Raw genomic sequence first — 25700 nt, forward strand, 5'->3', positions numbered from 1 at the left:
ACGCTGGTTACGGCGCGCAGGCGGATTGTGGCATTGGCTCCAGCCGATAGACCTTGTCGTCGGACATCGTCTTGCCGTCGGCCGCCTTCGAGCACAGGTCGACGACCGCCAGGCTGCTGTTGGGGTTGGCAAGCGTGATGGCGCCGTTGGCGCCGCGCTTGAGGAAGATTTCCTTTTGCGCGATGTCGCAGGAGAAATTGCTCGTCTTCGAACTCGCGGCACAACGCCATTGATCGGCCTCGCCCTGGCATGAATAAGTCTGCGTGACCTTGGCTCCCTTCTGCCGCGTCGTGACCGAGACCACGATGTCGGCGCCGTCGGGCCAGCTCGCGGCGTCGCCTCCCGAGGCGAAGGACGCCAGTTCGACCGGTCCTCGAAACACCCGGATCGACTGCGTCAGTTGCTCGGGATGCGAACTCATATGCGCAGCGTCATAGTCGCGCCCGTAGCAGAAGGCCTGGTCTGGCTTCAGCCGCTCGCGCAGCGGCGGCCCGAGCGCCGGGTCGATCGGATCGATGCGGGCGAATTCAGCCTTGCAGGTCGCCGCCGGCATCGGATCGAGGCGGAAATTGTCGTCTTCCTTGCCAAGCGCCTGCCTGTCGTATTCAGCCGCGCCGAGTTCTTCTTCCGAACCGGCGTCGAGGTAGATGTCGGACGACAGGTCCGACAGGATCAGCCGGCCCTTGCCGTCGACCTTCAGCGACGCCAGGGTACGGTCGCAGTCCATGCCGCAACGGATCGGGCCCGATTTGCCATCCTCGGACTCGTGATTGCACCAGCCTCCGGCCCATTCCGGCGCCTTGGCGCCACGCACCGTGGTGCTTAGGAACCCATTGTAGGAAGTATCGGAATTCGCGTTCGGTTCCTCATTCGGACGGCTGACCGGATCATGGCCGTAGTAAAAGAAAATCCGCGTCACCTTCTGCTTCGGACGCGCCTTGAGGTGCGCCGCGTCATAGACCCGGCCGAAACAGGCGTCCGCCCCGTTGGGGCTGAGTTCGGTGAGTTTGAGCGCATTGTCGGCAAAAGCAGAACCCACAAGTCCGCCAAGCAGTGCGGCGCCAAATCCGGCGCTGGCAAACGTCTTCCATTCCCTGAACGCCATGTGCCCCTCTCCGCATCGACAGGACGTAACGTCAATTTATGCTAGTATTGCGGCCGCGGCCAAGCAAATCGCGCTGAGCCGGCAAGCCAGGGAGGCACGCCATGCGCCGACGTGACATGTTCCACGCGGCTCTCGCCGGAGCCGGGACGCTTCTCGGCCTGCGGGCGGTGCAGGCGGCAACCACCGAGCCTGCCAGGCTGAAGGTCGCCTATCACCTCAGCGACCTCGACAAGGTCAATTTCGTGCTCGGCAACATCAAGAACCACTATGAGGGCACCGGCGGCAACGTCGATATCGCGCTGGTCGTGCATGGTCCGGCGCTTGCCGGCTTCAAGTCGAAGGGCATATCGGCGGCGATTTCGGGGCGCTTTACCGGTCTTGTCCAGCAAGGGCTCGACCCGCATGCCTGCGGCAACACCATGCACGGCATGGATATTACGCTCGCCGACTTGCTCGATGGCTTCCATGCCGCCGACAGGGGTGGCGTCGTCAAGCTCGCCGAACTGCAAAGCCAGGGCTATGTCTATCTCAGGCCTTGAAGCGGCACTGACTTGAATGCAAGGGTGGCAACACCCGCCAAGAAACTTGGAAATCCCCCGGAGGAACAGCAGTGCCAGAGACAGCCCTTGGTCTTGTCATCCCCGACCTCGCCGGCAAGGCGGTGCTGGTCACCGGCGCCTCGACCGGCATCGGCGCGGCGCTCGCGCTCGCTTATGCCGGGCAGAAATGCAAGGTGGCGCTGCACTACAATTCCAGCCGCGACGCCGCCGAGAAACTCGGCCAGACCATTCGCGACGGCGGCGGCGAGGTGTTCCTCGTCCAGGGCGACTTTTCTCTCCCTGCCGATGTCGAACGCGTCGTCGAGGACAGCGCGCGGCATTTCGGCTGGCTCGACGGGCTGGTCAACAATGCCGGCGGCATGCTTGGCCGCGTGCCCTACGCCGAGCAGACCGAGGCGCATTACGACGCGGTGATGGACCTCAACGCACGCTCGGTGCTGACCGCCTCGCGCAAGGCGATCCCGTGGCTGAAAAAACAGGGCGGCTTCATCGTCAACACCTCGTCGATCGCCGCGCGCAACGGGGCGGGCGGCGGCGCTGGCCTTTACGGCTCGGCCAAGGCCTTCGTCTCCAACGTGACGCGCGGCATGGCCAAGGAACTGATCGGCTTCGGCATCCGCGTCAACGCCGTGGCGCCGGGCACCATCCTCACCCCCTTCCACGAACGCTATTCGACCGACGAGCAGATGAAGGGCATGGTCGCCACCATCCCGCAGGGCCGTGCCGGCACGGCGCAAGATTGCGTCGGCGCCTATCTGTTCCTCTCATCGGACCTGTTGAGCGGCTACGTCACCGGCCAGGTGATCGAAGTCAATGGCGGCCAGTTGATGCCTTGACCGGCGACCGGCATACTGGACACACTCCTTTCGCGCCAACCCAGGGGGAGACGAGGACATGTATGGACTGATCGGCAAGATGCGGGCGGCGCGTGGCCAACGCGACGCAGTCATGACCGTGCTGCGTGAGAGCACTGGCGCCCTGCCCGGCTGCCTCAGCTATATCATCGCCACCGATCCGGCCGATGCCGACGCGATCTGGGTGACCGAGGTGTGGACCGATCAGGCGAGCCACAAGGCCTCGCTGCAGCTTCCCGAAGTCCAGGCGGCGATCGCCAAGGCGCGCCCCTTCATCGGCGGCTTCGAATTCCAGGTGGAAACGCATCCGGTGGGCGGCTTCGGCTTGGCTGAAGCCAAAACGGGCTAAGGCGGGCGCCCGAGGCGGAAACGTGCTTTTTCAGGCGCACTTGCGTTCGCATTTTTCGCGTCTGGGGTTAGACCAGAACATGGATTCCCAGGCCGAGCAGCCATCTTCCGACCAACCCGCCATCGAGCGCATGACGCGGCTGAGCAAGCCTTGGCAGTGGCTCATCCTGCTGGTCATCTCCGCGCTCTTCGCCGGCGCGCTGGAACTCGCCGCTTTGCCGGCGGCGCTGCTGATCGGACCGATGCTGGCGGCCATCGTCGCCGGCACCAACGGTGCCGCGGTGCGTGTGCCGCGGCTTCTGTTCGGCGCCGCCCAGGCTGTCGTCGGCTGCCTCGTCGCGGCTTCGATCTCGGCCGATATCTTCCCGGTCTTCTACAAGGAATGGCCGCTGTTCCTCGGCGTGGTGATCGCCACCGTCGCGGCCTCGAGCCTGCTTGGCTGGCTGATCAGCCGCTGGCGCATCCTGCCGGGCACCACCGCCGTCTGGGGTTCTTCGCCGGGGGCCGCCACCGCCATGGTGCTGATGGCCGGCGCCTTCGGCGCCGACCAGCGCCTTGTCGCCTTCATGCAGTATCTGCGCGTCATCTTCGTCTCGATGACGGCAGCCCTCGTCGCCAAGATGTGGGTCGACACCTCGGGCATCGAGGTCCCGCCCGTCGTCTGGTTCCCCGAGATCGATCCGCAACCCTTCGCCGCCACCATCGGCATGGCGCTCGTCGGCGGCCTCGCGGGCAGGCTTTGCCGGCTGCCTTCGCCCTTCTTCCTCGGCAGCTTCATCTTCGGCACAGTCATCCACCTCGGCCTCGGGGTGCCGATGCAATTGCCGCAATGGCTGCTGGCGGTCAGTTACGCGATGGTCGGGTGGGCGATCGGCCTGAACTTCACCAGGCCGATCCTGCGCCACGCGGCACGCGCTTTGCCGCAGATCATCGCTTCGATCGTCGCGCTGATCGCCTTTTGCGGCGGCCTTGCCTTCCTCATCAGCCGGCTCGCCGGCGTCGACCCGCTGACCGCCTATCTGGCGACCAGCCCTGGCGGCATGGACAGCGTCGCCATCATCGCCGCCGCCGCGCAGAACGTCGACATCTCCTTTGTCATGGCCCTGCAGTCGGCGCGCTTCCTGATCGTGCTGCTTGTCGGCCCGAGCATTGCCCGGCTGGTAGCCAGAAGCATCAGGGAATGATGAGGGCTGCCACCAGGGCACCGCTATCGCGCGGCTGCCAGGCGTTCGGGCAGGAAATCGACGAAGACGCGCACCTTTGGCGACAGATGGCGATTGGAGGGCCATAGCATCCGGAACTGGCCACGGCCGTCGACATGATCGTCGAGCACGGTGCGCAGCCGGTCCTCGCGCAACGCGTCCCGCACCAGGAAATCGGGCATGCAGGCGATGCCGAGTCCGGCGATCGTGGCGCCTTTCAAAGCTTCCATGTTGTTGCAGGTCAACATTGAACGGATCAGCGGTTGGGCGCTCCCGGTAATGAACGGCCAGTCCAGCAGCCTGCCGCTGTTGAGATAGCGGAAGTTTATGCCGAAATGCCTGATGAGATCCGCCGGCACGCCGGGAGTGCCATGGCGATCGAGGTAGGAGGGTGCCGCGCACAGCAGCATGCGGAAGGGCGCAATGGGTCTGGACACCAATCGTGAATCGGGCAGCTCGCCGCTGCGGATGGCGACGTCGATGCCTTCCTCGATGACGTCGACGATCCGGTCGTTGAAATCGATATCGAGCTCGATCTCGGGATAGCGGGCCATGAACTCCGACAGCACCGGCAGCAAAAGATGGTAGGTGACGATCGGGGTCGAGACGCGCAACCGCCCACGCGGCGTCTCCCTTGTCCGCGACAGCATTGCCTCGGCATCGTCGATGTCGTCGAGGATGCGCCGCACGCGGTCGTTGAACAGCTTGCCCTCCTCCGTCAGGCCGATCCGCCGCGTGGAGCGCTGCAGCAGCCGCACGCCGAGTTCCTGTTCGAGCCGCGCGACGCTTTTGCCGACCGCTGAAGCGGAGATGCCGAGCGCCCGGCCGGCGGCGACGAAGCTGCCGAACTCGGCGGTGCGGGCGAAAGCCAGAAGGCCGCTGAGGCGATCCATCATGCTGCTCCATTCGAGCGTTTCAGTCCGTTATATCAGGATATTTAATACTATTATTCCTGATCTGTCTCTGACCTATCTTGGTCCGCATGATCGGCGCCGCGGTTGCGCGCCGGCGCAGACCGCTCAGATAGGAAAAACCCATGACCTTGAAGACCACCACCGGCCCGGCCGGGCGATGGCTCGTGCTCTTGTCGGTATGCCTTGCCGCGATGACGATGCCTCTGACCTTCACCGGCCCGGCCGTCGCGCTCTCCCGCATCGCGGCCGATCTCGGCGGCAGCCCGATCACGCTCAACTGGGTGACCAACGCCTTTATGCTGACCTTCGCCGCCAGCCTGATGGCGGCCGGAGCGCTGGCCGATAATCATGGCCGCAAGCGGATCTTCCTCGTCGGTCTTGCCCTCTACATATTCGCTTCGCTCGGCGCGATGCTGGCGTCCGACATCGCCTGGTTCGACATCTTCAGGGCCGCGCAAGGGCTCGGCAGTGCCTTGGCCTTCGCCGGCGGCGCCTCCGCACTTGCCCAGGAATTCGAGGGACCATCGCGGCTGCGCGCCTTCTCCTTCCTCGGCACCAGTTTCGGCATCGGGCTGGCCTTCGGCCCGATCGCCTCCGGCCTGCTCATCGCCGCCTTCGGCTGGCGGTCGATCTTTGTTCTGGTGATGGCGCTCGCGGCTGGCTCGGCAACCCTCGGCCTGCGCACCATCAGGGAATCGCGTGATCCGGATGCTTCCGGCCTCGACTGGGCGGGCGCCGCCACGTTCACCTTCGCGCTGGCCTCGCTGACCTATGGCGTGCTCCAGGCACCCCAGAGCGGCTGGACCGACCCGCTGGTGGCAACGCTTCTCGGCGTCGCCGTCCTTTGCTTTGTGCTGTTTGTCGTCGCCGAGCGGCGCGTGCGCCGGCCGATGCTCGATCTCACCCTGTTTCGCTTTCCTCGCTTCGTCGGCGTCCAGTTTCTTGCGGCGGCGCCCGCCTATGGCTTCGTCGTCCTGCTCGTACTTTTACCGATCCGCTTCATCGGCATCGAGGGGATGAGCGAGATCAAGGCCGGGCAATTGATGATCTGCCTCTCCGGACCGTTGTTGTTCCTGCCCTTGCTCGCCGGCCAGCTGGCGCGCTGGATCGCTCCGGCCACGATCTGCGGCGTCGGCCTGCTCGTCGCGGCGGCCGGCCTGGTCTGGCTGAGCCTGACGCCCCCGGTTGAGGTTGCGCTGGTCGCGCCACTGATCCTGATCGGCGTCGGCATCGCCTTGCCTTGGGGGTTGATGGACGGGCTCGCCGTCAGCGTCGTGCCGACGGAGCGGGCCGGGATGGCGGTCGGCATCTTCAACACCACCCGTGTCGCTTGCGAAGGTGTGGCGCTGGCCATCGTCATGGCGACCCTGTCAGGCTTTACCGCCGCGCAACTCGCCGCTCGGGGCGCTGCGCCTTCCAGCGACGCGGCCGCCGCGGCGCAATTGCTGGTGACCGGCAATGTCGGTGGAACCGCGCACCATTTGCCGGCGGCTGGCGCCGCCGTGCTGGTCGAGGCCTACGAAACGGCGTTCGACAGGCTGCTGATCGTGCTGGCGGCAATCACCATCGTCACCGCCCTCGTCGTCTTTCTCGGTCTGCGCCGCGGATCCGCGGCGGAGCACCAGACCGCACCCCTGCCGGCCTGCCAGGAGGGGTAGGCGTCAGCCATTCGCAGGCCAGCTGAATATCAATGCACCTTAGTCCAGCCTGTGCATCAGATCGTCATCCAGCCAGCGGCCGAAGAAATAAGCCAGCTGCTTGTGCCACCACGGCCAGTCATGGCTGACGTCGCCGCCCCAATAGTCGACCCAGGCCGGAATGGATTTGTCGCGCAGTATCTGTTCCAGCTGGCGGGTCTCGACCAGCATGCGCTCTTCCCATGCGCCCTGCCCGCAGCAGAAGATCAGCCTGAGCGCCTTCAGCCGCGCCAGCAGTTTCGGGTCGACGATCCCTGGCAGATAATCGAGCGGCGAATTGTAGAAGATGTCGCCGTCGAGCGCCTTGCCGAAGAAATCGCGGGCCGAATAGACACCCGACAGCGAGATGACGCCGCTGGCGAGCTCGGGAAACCGGAAGACGAAGTTCGAGGAATGGTAGCCGCCCATCGAACAGCCCGAGAACAGCGGCTTCAACCGCCGTCCGCCATTGGCTTGCGCGGCGGTTTCCAGAAATTCCGGCAGCGCCTCCTCGCGCAGATAGCGGAAATAGGCCTCGTGCCGCTCGATGCGATGCGCGGTATCGACATCCCTGGCGAAGAAGGATTCTGTATCGATGCCGTCGACGGTGAACAGCTGGATGCGGCCGGTATCGATGAACTCGGCGAGCGCCCCCACTCCGCCGGAATCCTCGAACTGGTAGAACCGGCCCTGCGAGGTCGGGAACACCACGACCGGCCGGCCGGCATGCCCGTAGCGCTTGTACTCCATGTCGCGGCCGAGATTGCGGGCGAAGACCTTGTGATAGGAAATGTCCATGCCTCAAGCCTTTTCGGCGTGGATATAGGCCACCGCCTCGCGCAGATCAGCCTGATCCTTCGAGCGCATCTGGTAGGCGTAATTTCCCATGGCCCGGCTGAAAACCTCTTCTATCGGCTGATGATGGACGATCTTGTCGCGGTGGGCGGCTAGCACGTCCGCATGGCTGTGCAAATAGTCGAGGTGGCGCTTGCGGCTGGCATAGGCGGTGAAATACTTGCCCTCATAGGGGCCGCCGACGGCATCCTTGACCACCATGTCCGCCCATGCCGCGTAGACATCGATGTCGAACGTGTAGTTGATCGCGTCGGTCATCCAGGCGCCGGGCGGCCGCATGTTGACCTCCAGCGCGATGATGCGGTCGTCCCTGGTCTCGAACAGTTCGATGTGGAAAAAGCGCTCGCGCACGTCGAATGCTTTCAGGATCTTGCGGCCGGCCTCCTCGACGGCAGGCCTGATCCGGGGAAAGCAGGTGTAGCTCATGTGGCGGTCCTTGTTGACCACGTCCATGACGCTCTGGTCGTAGCGATGGCTGGCCGCCAGCACCACCTCGCCGTCGCGGTTGATCAATCCGTCATAGGTCACCACCAGCCCTTCGATGAACTGCTCCATGACGAAGGTCACGTCCTCCGGCTTGTCCCGGAAGAACTGGTCGAGCTCTTTCGCATTGGAGATCTTGAACGTGTTCGAAGCGCCGGAGCCCGAATCCGGCTTCACCACCACGGGGTAGCCGACGCGGCGAATGAAGGTCATGGCGCCGGCCCGGTCGGAGCATTTGCGCTGCGCGATCGTCTCGACACCGCTCTTGCGGAAGAAGGCGCGCATGCGGCTCTTGCGCTTCAGATTCTTCACGAAATCGAGCTTGGTGCCGTAGATGTTGAAGTCGGTGCGGATGTTGGCTTCCAGCTCCAGCCAGTGCTCGTTGAGCGATTCGAACCGGTCGATGCGGCCCCATTTGTGGATGAAATGGCCTATCGCCCGGAACACCGGCTCGCAATCCTCCATGTCGGCGACGCGATAGTATTCCGAAAGCACCTGCTTCAGCTTGCCGTCGAGCGCATCGTAGGGCGCATCGCCAATGCCGAGCACGGTTGCACCGGCCTTCTTCAGCCGGTCGCAGAAATCGGCGCCATTGGCGGGAAAATGCGGCGAGAAGAACACGAAATTCATGAACGCCCCCTGCCGACGGCACCCCGCCGGAAGCCAAGTCTGGCGCATTTGCGGCGCGCGGGGAAGAGCATCCGCGTTAAGATAAAATTCGACGGGGGCCGGCCCGCTTGCCTCCAACAGGCCGCTCCTGTATGAGAGCGGCCATGAATACGCGCGCCACCACCGCTTCCCGTCAGACCGGCTTTGCCGCCGAGACCGTGCGCGCGCTTGCCTCGACCCTGCTTCTTCTCGGCCTTATCGGCGATCGCCGGGTTCGCTGAAGGAGCGCCCGGCGGTCGAACCGCCGCGCAAGCGCATGCTCCTTGGCAAATCATATCAAGCGAACGAAATTCTGGTAAAGGCGCCGCTTGGCTCCACATCCGCCTGAAAGGTGGACCCGCCAGCCGCCGGGAGAAACAACGATGAACGCACGAGAAGACATCCGCGCCAGCGAGGCCGCGACCGGCAAGCAAGTTGGCCGGGGCATGCCGGACGCAGCCCGCAAATATCAACCCTACCCGACCGTCGGCCTCACCGACCGGACCTGGCCCTCGAAGGTGATCGACAAGGCGCCGATCTGGTGCTCGGTCGACCTGCGCGACGGCAACCAGGCGCTGATCGATCCCATGGGCCACGAGCGCAAGGCGCGCATGTTCGGCCTGCTGCTCGACATGGGCTTCAAGGAAATCGAGATCGGCTTCCCCTCGGCTTCGCAGACCGATTTCGACTTCGCGCGCTGGTGCATCGAGCAAGGCAACGTGCCGGCCGATGTGTCGTTGCAGGTGCTGGTGCAGTGCCGGCCTGAACTGATCAGCCGCACCTTCGAGGCGCTGAAGGGCGCCACCAACCCGATCGTGCATTTCTACAACTCGACCAGCGAGTTGCAGCGTCGCGTCGTCTTCGAGAAAGATGTCGGCGGCATAAAGCGTATCGCGACCGACGCGGCCAAGATGATCACCGACATGGCTGCCAAGGCCGGCGGCGGCTATCGCTTCGAATATTCGCCGGAGAGCTTCACCGGCACCGAACTCGAGGTCGCTCTGGAGATCTGCAACGCCGTCACCGAGATCGTCAGGCCAACACCCGACAACAAGCTGATCATCAACCTGCCGTCGACGGTCGAGATGTCGACGCCCAACATCTATGCCGACCGCATCGAGTGGATGTGCCGCAATCTCGACAACCGCGAAAACCTGATCATCTCGCTGCATCCGCACAATGATCGTGGCACCGGCATCGCCACCACCGAACTCGGCTTGATGGCTGGCGCCGACCGCGTCGAGGGCACGCTGTTCGGCAATGGCGAGCGCACCGGCAATGTCGACATCGTCACCTTGGCGCTCAACATGTACACGCAAGGCGTCGATCCGGGCATCGACTGCTCCGACATCAACCGGATGAAGGATGTCTACGAATATTCGAACCAGCTGAAGATTCCCGAGCGCCACCCCTATGTCGGCGAACTCGTCTACACTGCTTTTTCCGGCTCGCACCAGGACGCCATCAACAAGGGCATGAAGGCCTTGAAGAAGGCCAACACACCGCGCTGGGAAGTGCCATACCTGCCAATCGATCCGGCCGATGTCGGCCGCAGCTATGAGGCCATCATCCGCATCAACTCGCAGTCGGGCAAGGGCGGCATTGCCTATGTGCTGCAGGCCGATTACGGCCTCAATTTGCCGCGCAACCTGCAGATCGAATTCAGTCAGGCTATCCAGGCGATCACCGACGCCGAAGGCAAGGAAGTGCCGGCCAAGCGTATTCATGACCGCTTCCTCGAAACCTATGTCGACCAGCCTGGCGCCCGCCTGAAATTCCTCGATCATCACACTTACCCGGCCACCGAGGTGAAGGGCCGGCGCGTGGTCGAGGCGGTCATCCTCGACAACGGCAAGGAAGTGACGATATCAGGCACCGGCACCGGCCCGATCGACGGCTTCGTCGATGCGCTGTCACGCCATGTCGGCGTCGAGATGTCGGTGCTCGATTATTCCGAGCATTCGATGCAGCGCGGCTCGAATGCGTCGGCTATCTCCTATGTCGAGATGGAATATCCCGGCGGCAAGCTGTTCGGCGCCGGCATCAACACCAACATCGTCGCTGCCTCACTGGAAGCGGTAACGTCAGCGGCCAATCGTATCGTCGGCCGCAACGCGCGATAGTTTACCGTCGGGGCGAGAGCCGGGATTGGCTCTCGCGCCGCCATCCTTCGGGCCTGAACAAGGTCTTGGCATCCATGGGATTCAATAAGGATTGCTCCGGCATCCTGGCCATCCTGTCGCGCGCGGCTCATTAACCACCGAGTAAATATCCGGTGGGGTACGCGATCGCATAATGGGTGTATACTTGTATGGCGGTGCGGGCATTATATGATCCGTGCCTTAACCTGTGCCGACTTCGAGAGGATCGACACTTGCAGCATGCCACGCCTGCCGCCCCCGCAGTGCGCGAAACATTGGAGCGACTGCTTGCCAGCGAAACGTTCGGAAGATCCGAACGGGCACGCAAGCTGCTGCGTTATCTTGTCGAGCGCGAACAGGCAGGCGAAGCCGACAGGCTCAAGGGCTTTTCCATCGCCATGGATGTCTTCGGCAAGGACGGCGATTTCGATCCTTCGACCGATGCGGTGGTGCGGGTTCAGGCCGGCCGGCTGCGCGACTTGCTGCAGCAATATTTCGCCAATGAAGGTGTTGCCGAGCCTGTCCGCATAGCCATTCCGCGCGGCGGCTATGTCCCGGCCTACGAGCTCAATGCGATCCGCTTGCCTGAGACGGCCGAACTCGCCATCCAGACGGGAGCGGCGGCGGCTCCATCGGCGCAACGCGGCACTGCCGAGAGTGCCATTGCGGCCCCTGCCTTACTGGCACCGACGGTCGCGCCGGCACCGTCGGTGGCACGTCACCTCAGATTCTTCTGGATGGCGATCGCCGTCGTCATCGCCATGCTTGGTGTTCTGATCCTGCGTCAGGGCAGCGGTGCGCTGCTGGCAGGCGGCGACCTTGCGGCCACGCTCGAGACCGCAGGCCTCACCGGCAGCATCGAGCCGTCTCCCGCCAGCGAGGCCTTGCCGCTCGTCTACATCGCCGTCAAGGCCAGTGGCACGGATGCCAGCCGTGTCGCCGCATCGCTGCGCGCCGGCCTGAGCGGTTTCGATACGATCGACTTCATCGGTCGCGACGCGGTCGCCACGACCGATCCGGCCACCAATGCCACAAGCTTCATCTTCGATATTCTGCCTGGGCCGGATACGGGCGAAATCACGATTGAACTGCAGAGCGTGGCGACCGGACGGGTGCTTTTGTCGCGCAACCTGACCGCCGCCGACAGCGCACCGACCGCCGTCGAGAACCGTATAGCCGGCATTTTGACGTCCGCTCTTCCCGCTTCCGGCACGATCTACAGCTATATCGAACAGAGCGGCATTCAGACCGTCCTCACGCAATGCCTGACGCTCAACGACAAATATTATCTCGACCAGAACGCCCGGACCCACGAGGCCGCCTATCGCTGCCTCGAAACCCTCGCCGAACGCGGCGCCAAGTCACCGCTGGTCTACTCGGAACTCGCTTCGCTGCACCTGGAGGCCGTGAACGACCACTACGCCTATCCGCCGGATGCCACGATCGAGAAGGCGATGACATTTGCCCATCGCGCCGTGCAGATGGGACCGACCAGTCCTTATGCGCATCGCTCCTACGGCTACATCAATTCGCGTCTTGGCAACGCTGACGAGGCGCTGCGCTGGATGCGCAAGGCCTATGACCTCAATCCCTACGATCTCGCCATGGCCGCAGCTTACGGCTATGGGTTGATTTTCGCTGGCAGGTATGCCGAGGGGACGCCGATCCTGGCCCAGGCGGTGGACGCCTCCAGCGGTCATCCGACATGGTGGGATTTCGGACTTTTCGCCGGCGAACTCATGCTTGGCGACACGAACAAGGCCGCCATCGCCAGTTCCTCTTTGAGAACAACCGCAACCAAATCGCACTATCTTGCAGCCCGGCTGATCGGTGCCAAGATCGCCGGCCAGGACAATCTGGCGCGCAAGCTGCTCGACGAGCTAACCGCCAAATTTCCGAAATTCACCGCCGATCCGCGCGCGACCTTCATCGACCGGAAATATCCGCCCGATCTGACCGAGCGGCTGGTTGGGGCCCTGCGCGCGGCGGGCCTCGGCAACGCGAGCTGACGTCCCACCAACGGGTTGTTTGGACCAACCGAATTGTTGGCCGCCGAAAGTAGGTGGCAAACCCCCGATACGACGGATTTGTCGGCTTTGTCAGGCGACTTCGCAAGGTCGAGAGAGCGCAACCGCCAGTCGTCGCGAAAATTTTACTGGCCATCGTGCTGGACAAGGAGCAATCCAGCCGCATTCCCATCTTCCCGTCCCGTAATCTTCCCGTCCCGTAATAAGCTTTCACATTTCAATGATCGCATCGCTTCACGCCACCGAACAGGGTGCTGGCTCGAAGGCCATCGCCCTGCTGCATGGTTTTGGCGGCTGCCACGGTGTCTGGCACGAAGTGATCCCGTCGCTGTCGCCTGCGGTGCGCACACTCGCTTATGACTTGCCGGGGCACGGGCTGTCGCTCGATTTCCCCGGCGCCGGCCCGGCCAAGGTGGCGGCAAGGGCCGTCCTGACCGATCTCGCCGCGCGATCGGTGAAGCGCGTTCATCTGGTGGGCCACTCGATGGGCGGCGCGGTGGCGACGCTGATGGCACTGGCCGAACCCGAGAGGGTGGCCTCGCTGACACTTCTGGCGCCGGGCGGCTTCGGCCCCGAGATCAACGGCCCGCTGTTGCGCCGCTTTGCCGCCTCATGGGATCCCTCCGACATCCGGGCGTGCCTAAGCGCGATGTCGGGACCGCTGACGCGCGCCGTCGACCGCACCGTGGATACCCTTCGCGACATGCGCGAGCGACCCGGCCAGGTGGAGAAACTCATCGAGATTGCTGCCGCCATGACCAGCGACGACCGCCAGCGCGTCATCCCGCACGACCGGTTGGACACACTGACCATGCCGGTGATGGTGGTATGGGGGAGCAATGACCCGATGCTACCCGTTACCCAAATGGATGGTCTGCCCGCGCGATTTCACGTGCACCACGTGCTGGAGGCTGGCCATATGCTGATCGAGGAGGCGCCCGATCTGGTCGCCGCGATCATCCAGCGCAACACGAACCGCCGCGCCAGGCCCTTGCGCCCGAAACTCGCTGCGACCGGCTGAGACGTCCCGCGCGGCACCGAGCGGGCGCCTTGCCGTCTTGATCTCGCGAGTGCATTTTGCCTTCGGCTGTGTTAACTGCCTGTTAACCAAACCCGCGAGGCCACGCCGATGAAGGACGCAGGCGAGAAGATCGATCCGTCAAAGAAACTGTCCGATGCCATCCGTGATGTGAAGAATGCCTTCGCTGACCGCGACGATGTCGTCGTCGACATGCGTGAGGCGCACCGCATGCGCCTGGACCTGTTGGCCGCGGACCTCGCGCCCATCTTCGCCGACGTTCCAGCCGACATGGACAATTTCGACTTTGTCGTCTCCTCGGGGCTGCAGCCGCGCCTGTGGATCGACGCCGTCAGCCATGTCGCGATGGGACGCGACCGTCGCACCTACCGCTTCCTCAAGGATACACGCATTGGCCGGGTCGTGCTTGCCGAGTCGACCGAGATGAAGCTGGTCGCCGATTCCGTGACGCGTTATGTGGCCGAGCGCATCGTCGAGCGCCAGAGGATGATGGAAGGTGGCGTCGAGCCGGCTGTCGCCGGCATGAAACGCGCCGAGGTCGCGGAAGCCGAGCCACCGCTGCGAGCATCGACGCAAGGCAAGGGCTGGTCGGCCTTCCTGTCCGGGCTTGGGCTGGTCGCCGCCGGCGCGCTGGTTGGTCTGGCGGTGTCGGCCGCGCTGCTGTGGGACCGCATCTCGGCCATGGTTCTCAACTGGCGGCCATAGCCTCGCCGGGCTCGACCCCGAGTTCCAGGCTCTGCAGATCGGAAGGCGGTATTGACGGTCCGGTCAGACCGCGCCGCGTCAGGTGGATACGCCAGTTACCCTTTTCGCCGTCGATGTCGAACAGATTGTACTGTGCTGCCGGGTGATTGCCGCCCGGCGCCTGGCCGGCGGCGGCGACCCCGACGACCGGGATCTTTGCACCGCGAAGCCCAATCTGGAACAGCGACGGCAGATGCGAATGGCCGTGCAGCACAAGCTCCGCGCCATGGCGGCGGACGATTTTGTGGAAGCGGGCGATGCCGAACAGCCGCTTGTGCTGGGAGACAGCGCCCCGCAGGGGCGGATGATGGATCATGATCGCGCGGAACAGCCCTTGCTTCGCCGTGCTCTCGAGTATCTTGCCGAGCCGAGCCGCCTGCCCCTCCATGAAAAAACCATTGGCCATGAAGGGCGCCGTGGCGCGCGCCGTCGAAACCCCGATCAGCGCGACATTGCCGCGCACGCGCAGATAGGGGAAGGCATTGCGGTCGACCGGCGTGTTGACACCGTCTCCGCTCATCCACGCCGCCCACGACCGGCAGACCTTGTCGAAGGCGCCGGGCACATAGGCATCATGGTTTCCCGGCACCACCGAAACGTCATGCGGTGGCCCCAACGTCTCCAGCCAGTGTTTGGCCATCTCGATCTCACCGTCGAGGGCCAGGTTGACGAGGTCGCCGGTGACGGCGAGATGGTCCGGATTTTGCGCCTTGATATCGGCGACGATGGCGTCGATGACGGCGTCGTGCATGTGGCGGCGGCGGTTGCGCTGCCAGTTGACGTAACCGAGCACGCGCTTGGAGGCGAGATCGCGATAGGATACATCGGGCAGCGGCCCCAGATGGACATCGGAAATATGCGCGAGCCTGAACATCCCTCCTTCATAGGCGACGTGCGCGCCCCTTTCCACCCACGGTTTCGCTACTGATGGCGAGCGACGAGGAGGCTCCGTTCCGCCAGACCGGCTGGGCGGGTTTGAGGGCCCGGCTGTTCCATCTCTATTTCGTGCTGCGGCGGCCGATGACGCTCGGTGTGCGCGGCCTGATCCACGATGCCGCCACCAATTCCGTCTTCCTCATCCGCCATACCTATGTGCCCGGTTGGCAGCTTCCCGGCGGCGGCGTCGAGGTCGGCGAGACGATGGCCGAAGCGCTGGCGCGCGAACTTTACGAGGAAGGCAACATCCAGATCACGGACGCGCCGATTCTCAAATCGATGCATTTCAACCGCCGTGCCAGCCGACGCGACCATGTCGGCTTCTACCTCGTCGAGCATTTCAGCCGCACCGCACCGAAACTGCCAGACCATGAAATCGCCGAGACCGGCTTTTTCCCGCTCGATCGCCTGCCGGAGGGCACGACGCCGGCAACGCTGCGGCGGATCGCCGAAATTTTCGCCAACGTGCCAGCATCGCCCTATTGGTAGTCAGGCAGCAGCCCTTCCAAACCGCGCCCGATCATGCGGCGCGCCATAGTCGAGCGCCGGCCCGACCGGCACGATCCGGGTCGGGTTAATGGTCTCGTGGCTGCCGTAATAATGCGCCTTGATGTGGCGCAGGTTCACGGTCCCGGCGACGCCAGGCACGCTATAGAGGTCGCGCAGATAGTTCGACAGGTTCGGATAGTCGGCGATGCGGCGCAGGTTGCACTTGAAGTGTCCGACATAGACCGGGTCAAAGCGCACCAGGGTGGTGAACAGCCGCCAGTCGGCCTCGGTGATGCGATCACCCACTAGGTAGCGCTGCCTGGAAAGGCGATGTTCCAGAGTATCGAGCGCCGAAAACAGCGCGCCGAACGCCTCCTCATAGGCCGCTTGCGTGGTGGCGAAACCGGCTCGATAGACGCCATTGTTGACGGCGGGATAGACCAGCCCGTTGATCGCGTCGATCTCGCCGCGCAAGGCCTCGGGGTAGAAGTCGAAGCTGGCGTCGCCCCATTCGTCGAAGGCCGAATTGAGCATCCGGATGATCTCGGAGGATTCGTTGGAGACGATCGTCTGTTCCTTCTTGTCCCACAGCACCGGCACCGTCACCCGGCCTGAATAGGCAGGATCGGCCTTGGTGTAGATCTGGTGCAGGAAGTCGAGACCATAGAGCGTGTCGCCGGTGGCGCCGTCCTCGGCGAGAAACGTCCAACCGTCCGCGCCCATGAAATGGTGAACCACCGAGACGGAGATGATGCCTTCCAGCCTCTTCAGCGTGCGAAAAATCAGCGTCCGGTGCGCCCAGGGACAGGCGAGTGAGATGTAAAGGTGATAGCGGCCGGGCTCCGCCTTGAAGCCGCGGCTGCGGCCTTCGGCGGGTTTGCCGTCGTGCGTGATCCAGTCGCGCCATTGCGACTGCGCCCGCACGAACTTGCCGCCACTGTTCTTCGTGTCGTACCAGCGGTCCTGCCATTTGCCGTCGACGAGCAATCCCATGAATTGTCCTTTCGCGTTTCCCGTCATGTAGGGCGCGATGCGGTAAAGCGGAAATCATCCTGGGCTGAACAGATCGTCAATCGGTAGTGCGAGCGAACGGGTCGATTGCGGCGGCGCAAAATTGATGCTAGCGGACACTCCGCATGTTCGACTTTGCTTTGATCCGGTTTGACCGACGACGAAAGGGCGCCCGCGCTTGATGAAGCGCTGACTGGCGAATGCTGCCGTTTGCAGCAACCTTTCCTCCTCTACCGGAACGCAAAGACCATGAGCCTTGCCGACGTGAAATACCTGCCGGAAACTCCGGCGCATGATCCTCAAATCGAAGCCATTAACGACGAGGCCTTCGGCCCCGGCCGTTTCGTGCTGGCCGCCTACAAGATCCGCGAGGCCGGCGGCCACGAGCGCGCCCTGTCCTTTGTCGCGGTCGACGGCGACCTCGTCGTCGCCTCTGTGCGCATGACCCGCATAGCGGCGGGGGCCGGCCGGGCGCTGATGCTTGGGCCACTCGCGGTGCGGCCGGCCTTCAAGAACCTCGGCATCGGCCGCCGGCTGGTAGCGATCGCGCTGGAGGCGGCCGCCAAGGCTGGCGCGCCGGCCGTCATCCTGGTTGGCGACGAACCTTACTACGGGCCGCTCGGCTTCAAGCGCATCCCCCGTGGTCAGATTTCGATGCCTAGGCCTGTCGACCTCGACCGCCTTTTGTCGCACGAGATCACGCCCGGCGCGGTTGCCAGGCTTTCCGGCGAGGTCGGTCACGCCAGCCAGGCCAGGGCCGCCGAGCACGTCTAGGCGATGGCTTGACCCGGCCCTTCAATCCGGGCCTGATCCGTCCCTGTTTAATAGCAAGCCCATTCTCACGGGAAGGATGACGCCATGAATCCCAGCGGCCAGATAGCAATCGTGACCGGCGGCGGCTCCGGCCTTGGCGAGGCAACCGCTCGTGCGCTTGCCGCCAAGGGAGCCAACGTTGCCATCTTCGATGTCGGCATCGAGCGCGCGGCCAAGGTCGCGGCCGAGATCGGCGGCATCGCCGTCCAGTGCGACGTCGCGAGTGCCGACAGTGGCGTCGCCGCCCTGGCCGAGGCTGCCGCCAAGCTGGGCGAGCCGCGCATCCTGGTCAATTGCGCCGGCATCGCCATCGGCGTGAAGACGATCGGCAAGGATGGACCGCATCCGCTCGACCAGTACCGCAGGGTGATCGAGGTCAATCTGATCGGCACGTTCAACATGATCCGCCTGGTCGCCGACCGCGCCGCGAAACTCGAGCCACTGCGGGGCGGCGAGCGCGGCGTCATCGTCAACACCGCTTCGGTCGCCGCCTATGACGGCCAGATCGGCCAGGCGGCCTATTCGGCTTCGAAGGGCGGGGTCGTCGGCATGACGCTGCCGGTGGCGCGCGATCTCGCCCGTTCCGGCATTCGGGTCTGCACCATCGCGCCCGGCATCTTCAAGACGCCGATGATGGCCGGCATGCCGCAGGAGGTGCAGGATTCGCTGGGCGCCGCCGTGCCTTTCCCGTCGCGCCTCGGCGAACCATCCGAATATGCCGCGCTTGCCCTGCACATCGTCGAAAACCAGATGCTGAACGGCGAGACCATCCGCCTCGACGGCGCCATCCGCATGGCGCCGAAGTAAGGCGTGTCGCCCCAAGCTGCGAAGCGGTTTGCGCGGGCACCTCCCCTTGCCAAGTCCGGCATCATCGGCTGACAAGTGGAATAGGAAATCAACTTGGCAGGGCGAGAAACCTTGGACGATCGAAAGAAGGGTGTCATCCGCGAGACCGACGCCGAGGCGATCCGCCTGGCGAAAACGCTTCTGCGCAGTGCCCGTTTCGGCGCCCTGGCGGTGCTGGAACCGGGGACCGGGGCGCCGCTGGCGAGCCGGGTCGGCGTCGCCACCGACATTGACGGCGCACCGCTCATCCTGGTGTCGATGCTCGCGGCGCACACGTCGGCCCTGCTTGCCGATCCGCGCTGTTCCCTTCTGCTCGGGGAGCCCGGCAAAGGCGATCCGCTGGCGCATCCGCGGCTGACGCTGGCCTGCCAGGCCTCGCGGCTGGAGCGCGGCTCGCAGGCCCAAGCTCGCGCCGCGCGCCGCTATCTCAACCGCAATCCCAAGGCGAGCCTCTATGCCGGGCTCGGCGACTTCTCAATCTTTCGCCTCGAGCCGCAGCGCGCCAGTCTCAACGGCGGCTTCGGCAAGGCCTATCTGCTCGACCGGGCCGATCTGGTCACCGCCGGGCCGATTGTCGAAGAGCTCGCGGCGAGCGAACAGTCAGCCGTCGAGCACATGAATGCGGACCATCTCGACGCGATCGCCAACTACGCCCATCATTTTGCCAAGGCGCCAGGTGCTGGCTGGAGCATCGCCGGGCTGGACGCCGATGGCATGGATCTGGTGTCCGGGGACGATGTTTGCCGGGTATTCTTCCCACAACCACTGGCGACTGCGCAGGAATTGCGTCCCGTTCTGGTTGAAATGGCGAGGGCCGCCAAGGCGGCATCCTAGGCGCAAAGCGAGATTAAATTGCATTTGATCAAAAGCAACGCTTGAGATTTGAAAGAAATGTTCTAGGCTTTAGGTGTGGTGCTGACTCGTCGGCACCTTCACACGTGAATTTATGGATTCAGGCGCCATTGCCCCCATGGCGCCTCGATGAGCAAACAGCATGGGGCATCAATGGTCTCGACAAAGCTAATCGCCAACGCCGAATCAGCTGCCGAATTTCTGATGCTGATGGGCAACGAAAAACGGCTGTTGATCATGAGCTATCTGATCGACGGCGAAATGTCGGTCGGCGCCATCGCCGAAAAGGTGATGCTTAGCCAATCCGCCCTCTCGCAGCATTTGGCCAAGTTGCGGGCGCTGGACCTCGTGGACACCCGCCGCGATCGCCAGATGATCTACTATTCCTGCAAATCCGATGCCGTGCGCGAACTGCTCGCCATGCTGGAAGGCATTTTCGGCGGCGGCAAGGAGGATCTGTCCCAAATGGCGCAGAGGTTGCGCCGCGCCGGGACTTGACCGGACGCTGCCGCGGTCGTTTACCTCGCTGACGATTTCCGGAGCGTGGTTGGTGTGTCTTTCCCGGCGCACGGACCGCGCTTTCGATTGTTGAGCGGGACATGGACCCAATTCGCATCGACGATCCACGCGATCCGCGCGTCGCAGCCTATCTCGATATTCGCGAGCGCGATCTGGCGGGCCGGCAAGGCCGCTTCGTCGCCGAGGGCAAAGTGGTGCTCGACCTGCTTTTGTCGTCGAGCCGCTTCACCGCCGAATCCATCCTGATCCTGGAAAACCGGCTTGGCGGCCTGGAGGAGGTGCTGCGCAAGGCGCAGGCGGACCTGCCGGTCTACGTCGTCGCCAGCGGGGTGATGGACGCGATTGCCGGATTCCACATGCACCGCGGCATCCTGGCCATCGGCCGCAAGGAGACGCCGCATCCGGCCGGGTCATTGCTGGATGCCTTGCCCGCTCAAGCCCTGATCGTCGTGCCAGTCGGCATCGCCAACCACGACAATATGGGTTCGATCTTCCGCAACGCCGCCGCTTTCGGCGCCAATGCGGTGCTGATGGACGGGACATGCTGTGATCCGCTGTACCGCAAGGCGATCCGGGTTTCGGTCGGCGCCGCGCTCAAGATCCCTTTTGCGTCCTTCACCGACACCGCGGGCTTCACCGCGGAGCTCGACCGCCGGGGCTATGACCAGTTCGCATTGTCACCGCGCGGCCGGATCGACATACGCGATGCACGGCGCGGCGAGCGGCTGGCACTCTATCTCGGCACCGAGGGCGAAGGCCTGCCCGAAAGCCTGCTTGCCCGCCTGCAAACCGTGCGGATCACCATGTCGAAGGGCTTCGACAGCTTGAACGTCGCTGCCGCCTCGGCCATTGCCCTGCATCATTTCTCGCGCTGACGATCATGTGAGCCAGGACACGGCGAAAGCGTCAGCCTGCACGGCGTCAGTTGGCTTCTGCTTTCTGCAAGGCGCGCACGCGATCGGCGAGGCTGCGGTCGTTGCCGGCAGAGCGATTGTCCTGCGGCGCGGCGAGCGCCTTGGCGATTGGTGAATCGGGGCCTTCGAGCTTGGCCGTCAGGTGGACCACCTCCGCCGCCAGCTCATTCATCTGCTCGCGCAGCGCGGCACCATTGCCGTTCGTCAAACCCGACGATGCCGCGGCGCCAAGATCCGCCTTGAGGCGCTTGTTCTCGCGCGCCAGCGCCGTCAGCCTGGCCTCCAGCCGTTCGCGGTCGCCGTCAAGCTTGGCAATCGCCCGGTCCAAATCGTCGCGCTTGCCGGCCTCCTCGTGCCGGGCCGGCTCATCTGGCTTGCCGACCAGCCGCAGGGCCGGTGCGCCGTCCTCGGTTTTCGATTTTTCCCGCAACCGCGCCAATTCCTTTTCCCGCCGATCAAGCTTGTCCTCACGGTCGGCGAGCGTTGCGAGCAGCCGCTGGACCTTCTTGTCGAGTTCAGCGGCCCTTTTCTTCTCGGCCTTCAGGGCATCGCGCGCGGCCTTGCTTTCGGCCACGATCTCCTGGCTGCGCCGATCCGCTTCCTTGCGCTGGCCGCGCAGCAGCACGATATCGCTGGCAAGCTTCTGCAATTCGGATTCGCGGGCCACGAGTTCGATCTGGCGGCTGCTGGAGGCAAAACTGGCGTCGTCATACATGTGCTCCAGCTTCTCGAGATCGAGCGCCCGCCTTTCCAGCTTTCGTTCGGTTTCCTTGAGCCGCTCCGAAAGCTGATGCAGTTCCTCTTCGCGCTGTCGAAGCGCTTCGTTCTTGGCGCCGAGTTCGGCGAGCGCGTGGTCCTTGTCCGTGCGCTCGACCGCCAGCGCCTTCAGCGCCTCGCGGCCGCGATTGATCTCGACGAGTTGTTCGGCCGCCTTCTCGCGCAGCGTCTTGACGTTGATTTCGAGGCGCCGCGTCGTCATGGCGTATTCGGCCCGGATCCGGTCCTTGTCGGCCTGGATCTCGGCTTGCGTCAGCGGAATGGAGGCCTCGATGCGCCTGCGGGTCAGTGCGACGGCACGTCGCCAGACGGCGGGAGCCACCATCAGCGCCAGAAAGCCGGCACAGAGAAAGCCGAGGGCAAAGAACAGGACCGACTGAACCAAAGGACTACCCGTTATCGACGACAACTTGGAAGGCTGGACCGTGCCATCTTGGCATGGCGGAAATCCGGCACCGCGGCAAGGGCTTGCCGCAGCCCATTCGGGTCGTCGGTTGAGGAATCCGGTCGAACCGTCCGTGATTCGCTCATATCGGCCGGATCAGAACGGATTCCAGGTCGCCCGCTCGGTCAGTTTCAGGTAGCCCAGATTGACGCCGAGCCGGGCGCCGACGCCGGTACGGATCGGCACCAGCAGCACATTGTTGTTCTTCAGCACGTTGAAGCCGACACCCGCCACCACATAGGCCGAACCGGCGACGCCGCCATAGCGATTGTAGAGGTTGCCGACATCGTCGAGATTGTAGACCAGCATCATCACGCGTGACCCCTCGCCGCCGAAATCCCAGCCCAGCGACGGGCCTTGCCAGAACACTTTGTGATCGCCGGCATTCTTGGTGTAGAGCGTGCCTTCGCCATAGGTCAGGCCGCCGATCAGCGCACCGGATCCCTCCTCCCCAAGCAGGTAGCCATTGGGCAGACCGTAGGAGGCGAAAATCTTCTCCACGACGGTGGCCAACCCGCCCGACGTCGCGCCGAAGAACTTGTGGCCGGAATCGACAATCTCCTGAGCGGTGTACTCCTGCGCCCGCAGGGGCGATGTCGAGAAGACGAGAACGCCCATGAGCGCGATCGCCATTGAGAGGACACGGAGAAAACTCCGGTCATAGATTCGGGAAAACATGCTTCCAATCTCCGTCATGAAGCACTTTCGCCGACGCCTCGCATCCGTACGGCTCTTTAGGCGGCCGTTAAGGATGACTGTTAGGGGCAAACTATGCCGTAATCCTTTTTCAACCATTAAACTCCCACATGAAGATGGCGGTTCGAAGGCTCTTGGCCGCTCGAGCGGACACGCAGCCTGCGTGAACGCGCCATATGCCATGACGGCAATTTTGGATTTGTTGCTGCACGCACGGGCGCTGTGTATTCAGAAAGCCTTGGGTTGAAGCGTGATTCGTGTGGGCAGGCGCGAAGATCGATCGCTCGGCCGTCAAATGGAAGATTTTGCAGGGATTTCGCCGATGGCCGATCTGTTCACCCTTACCGCTCCCGACCTGGCGGCACTTTTATGCAGCCGCGTCTGCCACGACATCATCTCGCCGGTCGGCGCGATCAACAACGGGCTTGAACTGCTCGACGAGGGCGGCGCCGACGAAGACGCCATGCGGCTCATCCGTCAGAGTGCAAAAAACGCTTCGGCGCGTTTGCAGTTCGCCCGCATCGCCTTTGGCGCGGCCGGCTCGGCGGGCATGATGATCGACACCGGAGATGCCGAGGCCGTCGCCATCGCCTTCCTCAAGAACGAAAAGCCGGAATTGGTCTGGAATGGAACCCGTGCGCTGCTGCCCAAGAACAAGGTCAAGCTGCTGCTCAACCTGCTGCTGGTCGCCAACGCCGCCATTCCGCGCGGCGGCAAGCTGGTCGTGACGCTCGAGAATCTCGAAACCGAGCCGCGTTTTTCGCTTTCGGCAAGCGGGCCGATGCTGCGTGTGCCGCCGAAATTCCTCGAACTGCACTCCGGCCACAAGCCGGAAGAGCCGATCGACGCGCATTCGGTGCAACCTTATTACACACTGCTGTTGGCCCGCGAGGCCAACATGACGATTTCGATTCACGCGACGCCTGAAGAAATCGTCCTCTCAGTGGCCTGAAAGTCGGCGCCGGCAGCGCGACCAAACGAAGTATTTCAGTCTGAAATATTTCATTGACGCCACAATCGCGGCGCGATGATCTTTGCCCGCTCGTCGACACCGAAGCATCCGCAAGGAAAAACCCGCCGAACGGTTTCTTTGCAAAAATTTTACCTAACGGCTTTTCGGCTTCTTTACCAGATCGGTCTAGGCTGCGCCGTAGATGCCCCGCACGACCGGATCGCCCAAGGGCAAAGAGGACGCGGAAATGAAACGCTGCATGTTCGTCGACGATTCAAGCGTCATCAGGAAGGTTGCAAAACGCATCCTGGGCGGTTCCGACATGATGGTCATCGAGGCGGCCAGCGGGCTTGACGCACTGGAGATGTGCGCCGCCGACATGCCCGACATCATCGTCATCGACGGCGCCTTGCCGGATATGCAGGCGGTCGACCTCATCCGGCGCGTGCGCGCCATGGAAAGCCCGATCCGGCCGCAGATCCTGATCTCGCTGGTCGAACTCGATATCGCGTCGATCATGCGAGCCAAGCGCGCCGGCGCCCAGGGCTATCTGTTGAAGCCCTTCAATCGCCCGCAACTGCTCGAACGTTTTCGCGCCTTGAAAATCGCTGCCTGAACGGAAGCTGTTCCAGGCAAACCGCGCGGTGGTCTGTCGTGTCGCACAAAAACAAATAATTGCTCCACAATGCAAAAAAACCCGGCCAAGCCGGGTTTTTTAGAAGTGCGTTGCCGACTGCGCTCAGGCGCTGACGCGGATATCTTCCGGTTCGCGCAGCACATAGCCGCGGCCCCAGACAGTCTCGATGTAGTTCTGGCCCCCGGACGCGGCGTCGAGCTTCTTGCGCAGCTTGCAGATGAAGACGTCGATGATCTTCAATTCCGGCTCGTCCATGCCGCCATAGAGGTGGTTGAGGAACATTTCCTTGGTGAGCGTGGTGCCCTTGCGCAGCGAGAGCAGCTCCAGCATCTGGTATTCCTTGCCGGTGAGGTGCACGCGCTGGCCGCCGACTTCGACGGTCTTGGCGTCGAGGTTGACCACCAGGTCACCGGTGGTGATGACCGACTGGGCGTGTCCCTTCGAGCGGCGAACGATGGCGTGGATGCGCGCCACCAGCTCGTCCTTGTGGAACGGCTTGGTCATGTAGTCGTCGGCACCGAAGCCGAGGCCGCGTACCTTGTCCTCGATGCCGGCCATGCCGGAGAGGATGAGGATGGGCGTCTTTACCTTGGAGAGGCGAAGCGTTCTCAAGACCTCGTAGCCGGACATGTCCGGCAGGTTGAGATCGAGAAGGATGATGTCGTAGTCGTAGAGCTTGCCCAGATCGACACCCTCTTCGCCGAGGTCTGTCGTATAGACGTTGAAACTTTCCGATTTCAGCATCAGCTCGATGCTTTGTGCGGTTGCACTGTCATCTTCTATCAGCAGAACACGCATTTCATTCCCCTTTTCTGCCGCCGGACCATTTCACGACCCGTCCTGTCCCGGAGCAGTGGTTGCCTTGTGCAGAGGCTGCCATCGAATGGTTAACAAAACCTAATTTCCCGTCCAATACGGTATCAGATTTTTTAACCCCTTTCTACACCCTCTTGAATCTAATAACGAATCACAGACCAAAATTCCTAATGCAACACATTAATAACCCGGACTAAGTGACTCCAGGGACTCATCGACGCGGCTTCGCTTCGGCGGCCGGAATTTTTACCCGGCCTTAAGCCCTGACCCGTATGATTAACAATGCCCGTAAACGAATGGTTACCGTCGGCAAAAAACTTTAGGGTTTTGTTTCCCATAGTGCGGGGAAAGCCGGTGGATACGGGCAGCGCTTGGACCTTTCCAGGTGGTTTGGACGATAT

Annotated in this window: 26 protein-coding genes; 17 read left to right on the forward strand and 9 right to left on the reverse strand. The window is 63.3% G+C overall.

From position 1 onward, the window contains the following. Positions 1-7 precede the first annotated feature (7 nt). Entirely contained in the window at positions 8-1105 is a 1098-nt protein-coding gene (locus tag LB571_RS05960; protein ID WP_140721624.1) for a hypothetical protein, read from the reverse strand. A gap of 101 nt (positions 1106-1206) precedes the next feature. Between LB571_RS05960 and LB571_RS05965 the strand changes: the two genes are divergently transcribed. From LB571_RS05965 to LB571_RS05980, 4 genes are all read left to right on the forward strand, one after another. After that, on the forward strand, positions 1207-1644 hold the full coding sequence (locus tag LB571_RS05965) for a DsrE family protein (RefSeq protein WP_015316019.1): 438 nt from the start codon (positions 1207-1209) through the stop codon (positions 1642-1644). Between the two features lie 71 nt (positions 1645-1715). Further along, entirely contained in the window at positions 1716-2501 is a 786-nt protein-coding gene (locus tag LB571_RS05970; RefSeq protein ID WP_140721621.1) for an SDR family NAD(P)-dependent oxidoreductase, read from the forward strand. A 58-nt stretch (positions 2502-2559) separates the two neighbouring features. Next, the gene (locus LB571_RS05975) at positions 2560-2868 is read left to right on the forward strand and encodes a putative quinol monooxygenase (RefSeq protein WP_023770344.1); all 309 of its coding nucleotides are present in this window, start codon (positions 2560-2562) and stop codon (positions 2866-2868) included. A 79-nt stretch (positions 2869-2947) separates the two neighbouring features. Further along, positions 2948-4051: an AbrB family transcriptional regulator gene (locus tag LB571_RS05980; RefSeq protein ID WP_224592901.1), complete on the forward strand. Its 1104-nt coding sequence runs from the start codon at positions 2948-2950 to the stop codon at positions 4049-4051. Between the two features lie 23 nt (positions 4052-4074). Here the strand turns inward: LB571_RS05980 and LB571_RS05985 are convergent, their stop codons facing one another. Further along, positions 4075-4962 (reverse strand): LysR family transcriptional regulator, encoded by an 888-nt coding sequence (locus LB571_RS05985; protein WP_041163681.1) that lies wholly within the window; start codon positions 4960-4962, stop codon positions 4075-4077. Positions 4963-5105: 143 nt separating this feature from the next. Here LB571_RS05985 and LB571_RS05990 point away from each other — a divergent pair, with 143 nt between their 5' ends. Then, the gene (locus LB571_RS05990; RefSeq protein ID WP_224592904.1) at positions 5106-6641 is read left to right on the forward strand and encodes an MFS transporter; all 1536 of its coding nucleotides are present in this window, start codon (positions 5106-5108) and stop codon (positions 6639-6641) included. Positions 6642-6680: 39 nt separating this feature from the next. On the opposite strand, the gene LB571_RS05995 is transcribed toward LB571_RS05990, so the two are convergent. Both LB571_RS05995 and LB571_RS06000 read right to left on the reverse strand, forming a co-directional pair. Further along, positions 6681-7457, reverse strand: coding sequence for an esterase family protein (locus LB571_RS05995; protein ID WP_224592907.1), 777 nt, complete (start codon positions 7455-7457; stop codon positions 6681-6683). A gap of 3 nt (positions 7458-7460) precedes the next feature. Then, positions 7461-8627 carry an acetyl-CoA carboxylase biotin carboxylase subunit family protein gene (locus LB571_RS06000; protein ID WP_224592909.1) on the reverse strand — a complete coding sequence of 389 codons (1167 nt, stop codon included), beginning with the start codon at positions 8625-8627 and terminating at the stop codon, positions 7461-7463. Positions 8628-9028: 401 nt separating this feature from the next. On the opposite strand from LB571_RS06000, the gene leuA reads away from it, so the two are divergent. The 4 genes from leuA (at position 9029) to LB571_RS06020 (ending at position 14557) form a co-directional block, all read left to right on the forward strand. Beyond that, the gene (gene leuA, locus LB571_RS06005; RefSeq protein WP_224592912.1) at positions 9029-10768 is read left to right on the forward strand and encodes a 2-isopropylmalate synthase; all 1740 of its coding nucleotides are present in this window, start codon (positions 9029-9031) and stop codon (positions 10766-10768) included. 251 nt (positions 10769-11019) lie between these two features. Continuing rightward, the gene (locus LB571_RS06010) at positions 11020-12795 is read left to right on the forward strand and encodes a hypothetical protein (RefSeq protein WP_224592915.1); all 1776 of its coding nucleotides are present in this window, start codon (positions 11020-11022) and stop codon (positions 12793-12795) included. A gap of 238 nt (positions 12796-13033) precedes the next feature. Then, the gene (locus LB571_RS06015; protein WP_224592917.1) at positions 13034-13834 is read left to right on the forward strand and encodes an alpha/beta fold hydrolase; all 801 of its coding nucleotides are present in this window, start codon (positions 13034-13036) and stop codon (positions 13832-13834) included. Positions 13835-13942: 108 nt separating this feature from the next. Continuing rightward, positions 13943-14557, forward strand: coding sequence for a hypothetical protein (locus LB571_RS06020; protein ID WP_015316007.1), 615 nt, complete (start codon positions 13943-13945; stop codon positions 14555-14557). Here LB571_RS06020 and LB571_RS06025 read toward each other — a convergent pair. Then, positions 14541-15470: a metallophosphoesterase family protein gene (locus tag LB571_RS06025; protein ID WP_140713562.1), complete on the reverse strand. Its 930-nt coding sequence runs from the start codon at positions 15468-15470 to the stop codon at positions 14541-14543. The genes LB571_RS06020 and LB571_RS06025 overlap by 17 nt on opposite strands. Before the next feature lie 53 nt (positions 15471-15523). Here LB571_RS06025 and LB571_RS06030 point away from each other — a divergent pair, with 53 nt between their 5' ends. After that, a complete protein-coding gene (locus LB571_RS06030; RefSeq protein ID WP_224592919.1) occupies positions 15524-16021 on the forward strand; it encodes an NUDIX domain-containing protein in 498 nt (165 codons plus the stop codon). On the opposite strand, the gene LB571_RS06035 is transcribed toward LB571_RS06030, so the two are convergent. Beyond that, positions 16022-17014, reverse strand: a complete 993-nt coding sequence (locus tag LB571_RS06035; RefSeq protein WP_140713560.1) for a glutathione S-transferase family protein — start codon at positions 17012-17014, stop codon at positions 16022-16024. A gap of 267 nt (positions 17015-17281) precedes the next feature. Between LB571_RS06035 and LB571_RS06040 the strand changes: the two genes are divergently transcribed. The 5 genes from LB571_RS06040 (at position 17282) to LB571_RS06060 (ending at position 20937) form a co-directional block, all read left to right on the forward strand. Then, positions 17282-17806, forward strand: coding sequence for a GNAT family N-acetyltransferase (locus tag LB571_RS06040; RefSeq protein WP_015316003.1), 525 nt, complete (start codon positions 17282-17284; stop codon positions 17804-17806). Positions 17807-17890: 84 nt separating this feature from the next. Next, positions 17891-18652 (forward strand): 3-hydroxyacyl-CoA dehydrogenase, encoded by a 762-nt coding sequence (locus LB571_RS06045; RefSeq protein ID WP_224592922.1) that lies wholly within the window; start codon positions 17891-17893, stop codon positions 18650-18652. Positions 18653-18763: 111 nt separating this feature from the next. Beyond that, on the forward strand, positions 18764-19525 hold the full coding sequence (locus tag LB571_RS06050) for a HugZ family protein (RefSeq protein WP_224592924.1): 762 nt from the start codon (positions 18764-18766) through the stop codon (positions 19523-19525). Between the two features lie 171 nt (positions 19526-19696). Further along, positions 19697-20041, forward strand: a complete 345-nt coding sequence (locus LB571_RS06055) for an ArsR/SmtB family transcription factor (RefSeq protein ID WP_015316000.1) — start codon at positions 19697-19699, stop codon at positions 20039-20041. A 101-nt stretch (positions 20042-20142) separates the two neighbouring features. Continuing rightward, on the forward strand, positions 20143-20937 hold the full coding sequence (locus LB571_RS06060) for a TrmH family RNA methyltransferase (protein WP_140665203.1): 795 nt from the start codon (positions 20143-20145) through the stop codon (positions 20935-20937). A gap of 46 nt (positions 20938-20983) precedes the next feature. On the opposite strand, the gene LB571_RS06065 is transcribed toward LB571_RS06060, so the two are convergent. After that, entirely contained in the window at positions 20984-22138 is a 1155-nt protein-coding gene (locus LB571_RS06065; protein ID WP_141906214.1) for a hypothetical protein, read from the reverse strand. 156 nt (positions 22139-22294) lie between these two features. After that, on the reverse strand, positions 22295-22831 hold the full coding sequence (locus tag LB571_RS06070; RefSeq protein WP_224530344.1) for a DUF1134 domain-containing protein: 537 nt from the start codon (positions 22829-22831) through the stop codon (positions 22295-22297). Between the two features lie 385 nt (positions 22832-23216). On the opposite strand from LB571_RS06070, the gene chpT reads away from it, so the two are divergent. Together chpT and LB571_RS06080 are read left to right on the forward strand one after the other, a co-directional pair. Further along, entirely contained in the window at positions 23217-23846 is a 630-nt protein-coding gene (gene chpT / locus LB571_RS06075) for a histidine phosphotransferase ChpT (RefSeq protein WP_015315996.1), read from the forward strand. A 247-nt stretch (positions 23847-24093) separates the two neighbouring features. Further along, complete coding sequence (locus LB571_RS06080) at positions 24094-24462, forward strand: PleD family two-component system response regulator (protein ID WP_015315995.1); 369 nt, start codon at positions 24094-24096, stop codon at positions 24460-24462. Positions 24463-24585: 123 nt separating this feature from the next. Here LB571_RS06080 and ctrA read toward each other — a convergent pair whose 3' ends face one another. Next, entirely contained in the window at positions 24586-25281 is a 696-nt protein-coding gene (ctrA, locus tag LB571_RS06085; RefSeq protein WP_006203583.1) for a response regulator transcription factor CtrA, read from the reverse strand. Positions 25282-25700: the final 419 nt, after the last annotated feature.

It is taken from the genome of Mesorhizobium sp. BR1-1-4, from assembly GCF_020165375.1.
In the GTDB taxonomy this organism is placed as follows: domain Bacteria; phylum Pseudomonadota; class Alphaproteobacteria; order Rhizobiales; family Rhizobiaceae; genus Mesorhizobium; species Mesorhizobium australicum.

Excerpts from the sequence above, each read along its gene's own strand:
- LB571_RS06040 (WP_015316003.1), top strand. The coding sequence starts at position 17,282 with ATGAGCCTTGCCGACGTGAAATACCTGCCGGAAACTCCGGCGCATGAT.
- leuA (WP_224592912.1), top strand. The coding sequence starts at position 9,029 with ATGAACGCACGAGAAGACATCCGCGCCAGCGAGGCCGCGACCGGCAAG.
- LB571_RS06030 (WP_224592919.1), top strand. The coding sequence starts at position 15,524 with ATGGCGAGCGACGAGGAGGCTCCGTTCCGCCAGACCGGCTGGGCGGGT.
- LB571_RS06055 (WP_015316000.1), top strand. The coding sequence starts at position 19,697 with ATGGTCTCGACAAAGCTAATCGCCAACGCCGAATCAGCTGCCGAATTT.
- LB571_RS06020 (WP_015316007.1), top strand. The coding sequence starts at position 13,943 with ATGAAGGACGCAGGCGAGAAGATCGATCCGTCAAAGAAACTGTCCGAT.
- LB571_RS05990 (WP_224592904.1), top strand. The coding sequence starts at position 5,106 with ATGACCTTGAAGACCACCACCGGCCCGGCCGGGCGATGGCTCGTGCTC.
- LB571_RS05985 (WP_041163681.1), bottom strand. The coding sequence starts at position 4,962 with ATGGATCGCCTCAGCGGCCTTCTGGCTTTCGCCCGCACCGCCGAGTTC.
- LB571_RS06070 (WP_224530344.1), bottom strand. The coding sequence starts at position 22,831 with ATGGCGATCGCGCTCATGGGCGTTCTCGTCTTCTCGACATCGCCCCTG.
- LB571_RS05965 (WP_015316019.1), top strand. The coding sequence starts at position 1,207 with ATGCGCCGACGTGACATGTTCCACGCGGCTCTCGCCGGAGCCGGGACG.
- LB571_RS05995 (WP_224592907.1), bottom strand. The coding sequence starts at position 7,457 with ATGGACATTTCCTATCACAAGGTCTTCGCCCGCAATCTCGGCCGCGAC.
- chpT (WP_015315996.1), top strand. The coding sequence starts at position 23,217 with ATGGCCGATCTGTTCACCCTTACCGCTCCCGACCTGGCGGCACTTTTA.
- LB571_RS05960 (WP_140721624.1), bottom strand. The coding sequence starts at position 1,105 with ATGGCGTTCAGGGAATGGAAGACGTTTGCCAGCGCCGGATTTGGCGCC.
- LB571_RS06045 (WP_224592922.1), top strand. The coding sequence starts at position 17,891 with ATGAATCCCAGCGGCCAGATAGCAATCGTGACCGGCGGCGGCTCCGGC.
- LB571_RS06060 (WP_140665203.1), top strand. The coding sequence starts at position 20,143 with ATGGACCCAATTCGCATCGACGATCCACGCGATCCGCGCGTCGCAGCC.
- LB571_RS05975 (WP_023770344.1), top strand. The coding sequence starts at position 2,560 with ATGTATGGACTGATCGGCAAGATGCGGGCGGCGCGTGGCCAACGCGAC.
- LB571_RS06025 (WP_140713562.1), bottom strand. The coding sequence starts at position 15,470 with ATGTTCAGGCTCGCGCATATTTCCGATGTCCATCTGGGGCCGCTGCCC.
- LB571_RS05980 (WP_224592901.1), top strand. The coding sequence starts at position 2,948 with ATGGATTCCCAGGCCGAGCAGCCATCTTCCGACCAACCCGCCATCGAG.
- ctrA (WP_006203583.1), bottom strand. The coding sequence starts at position 25,281 with ATGCGTGTTCTGCTGATAGAAGATGACAGTGCAACCGCACAAAGCATC.
- LB571_RS06015 (WP_224592917.1), top strand. The coding sequence starts at position 13,034 with ATGATCGCATCGCTTCACGCCACCGAACAGGGTGCTGGCTCGAAGGCC.
- LB571_RS06035 (WP_140713560.1), bottom strand. The coding sequence starts at position 17,014 with ATGGGATTGCTCGTCGACGGCAAATGGCAGGACCGCTGGTACGACACG.
- LB571_RS06000 (WP_224592909.1), bottom strand. The coding sequence starts at position 8,627 with ATGAATTTCGTGTTCTTCTCGCCGCATTTTCCCGCCAATGGCGCCGAT.
- LB571_RS06080 (WP_015315995.1), top strand. The coding sequence starts at position 24,094 with ATGAAACGCTGCATGTTCGTCGACGATTCAAGCGTCATCAGGAAGGTT.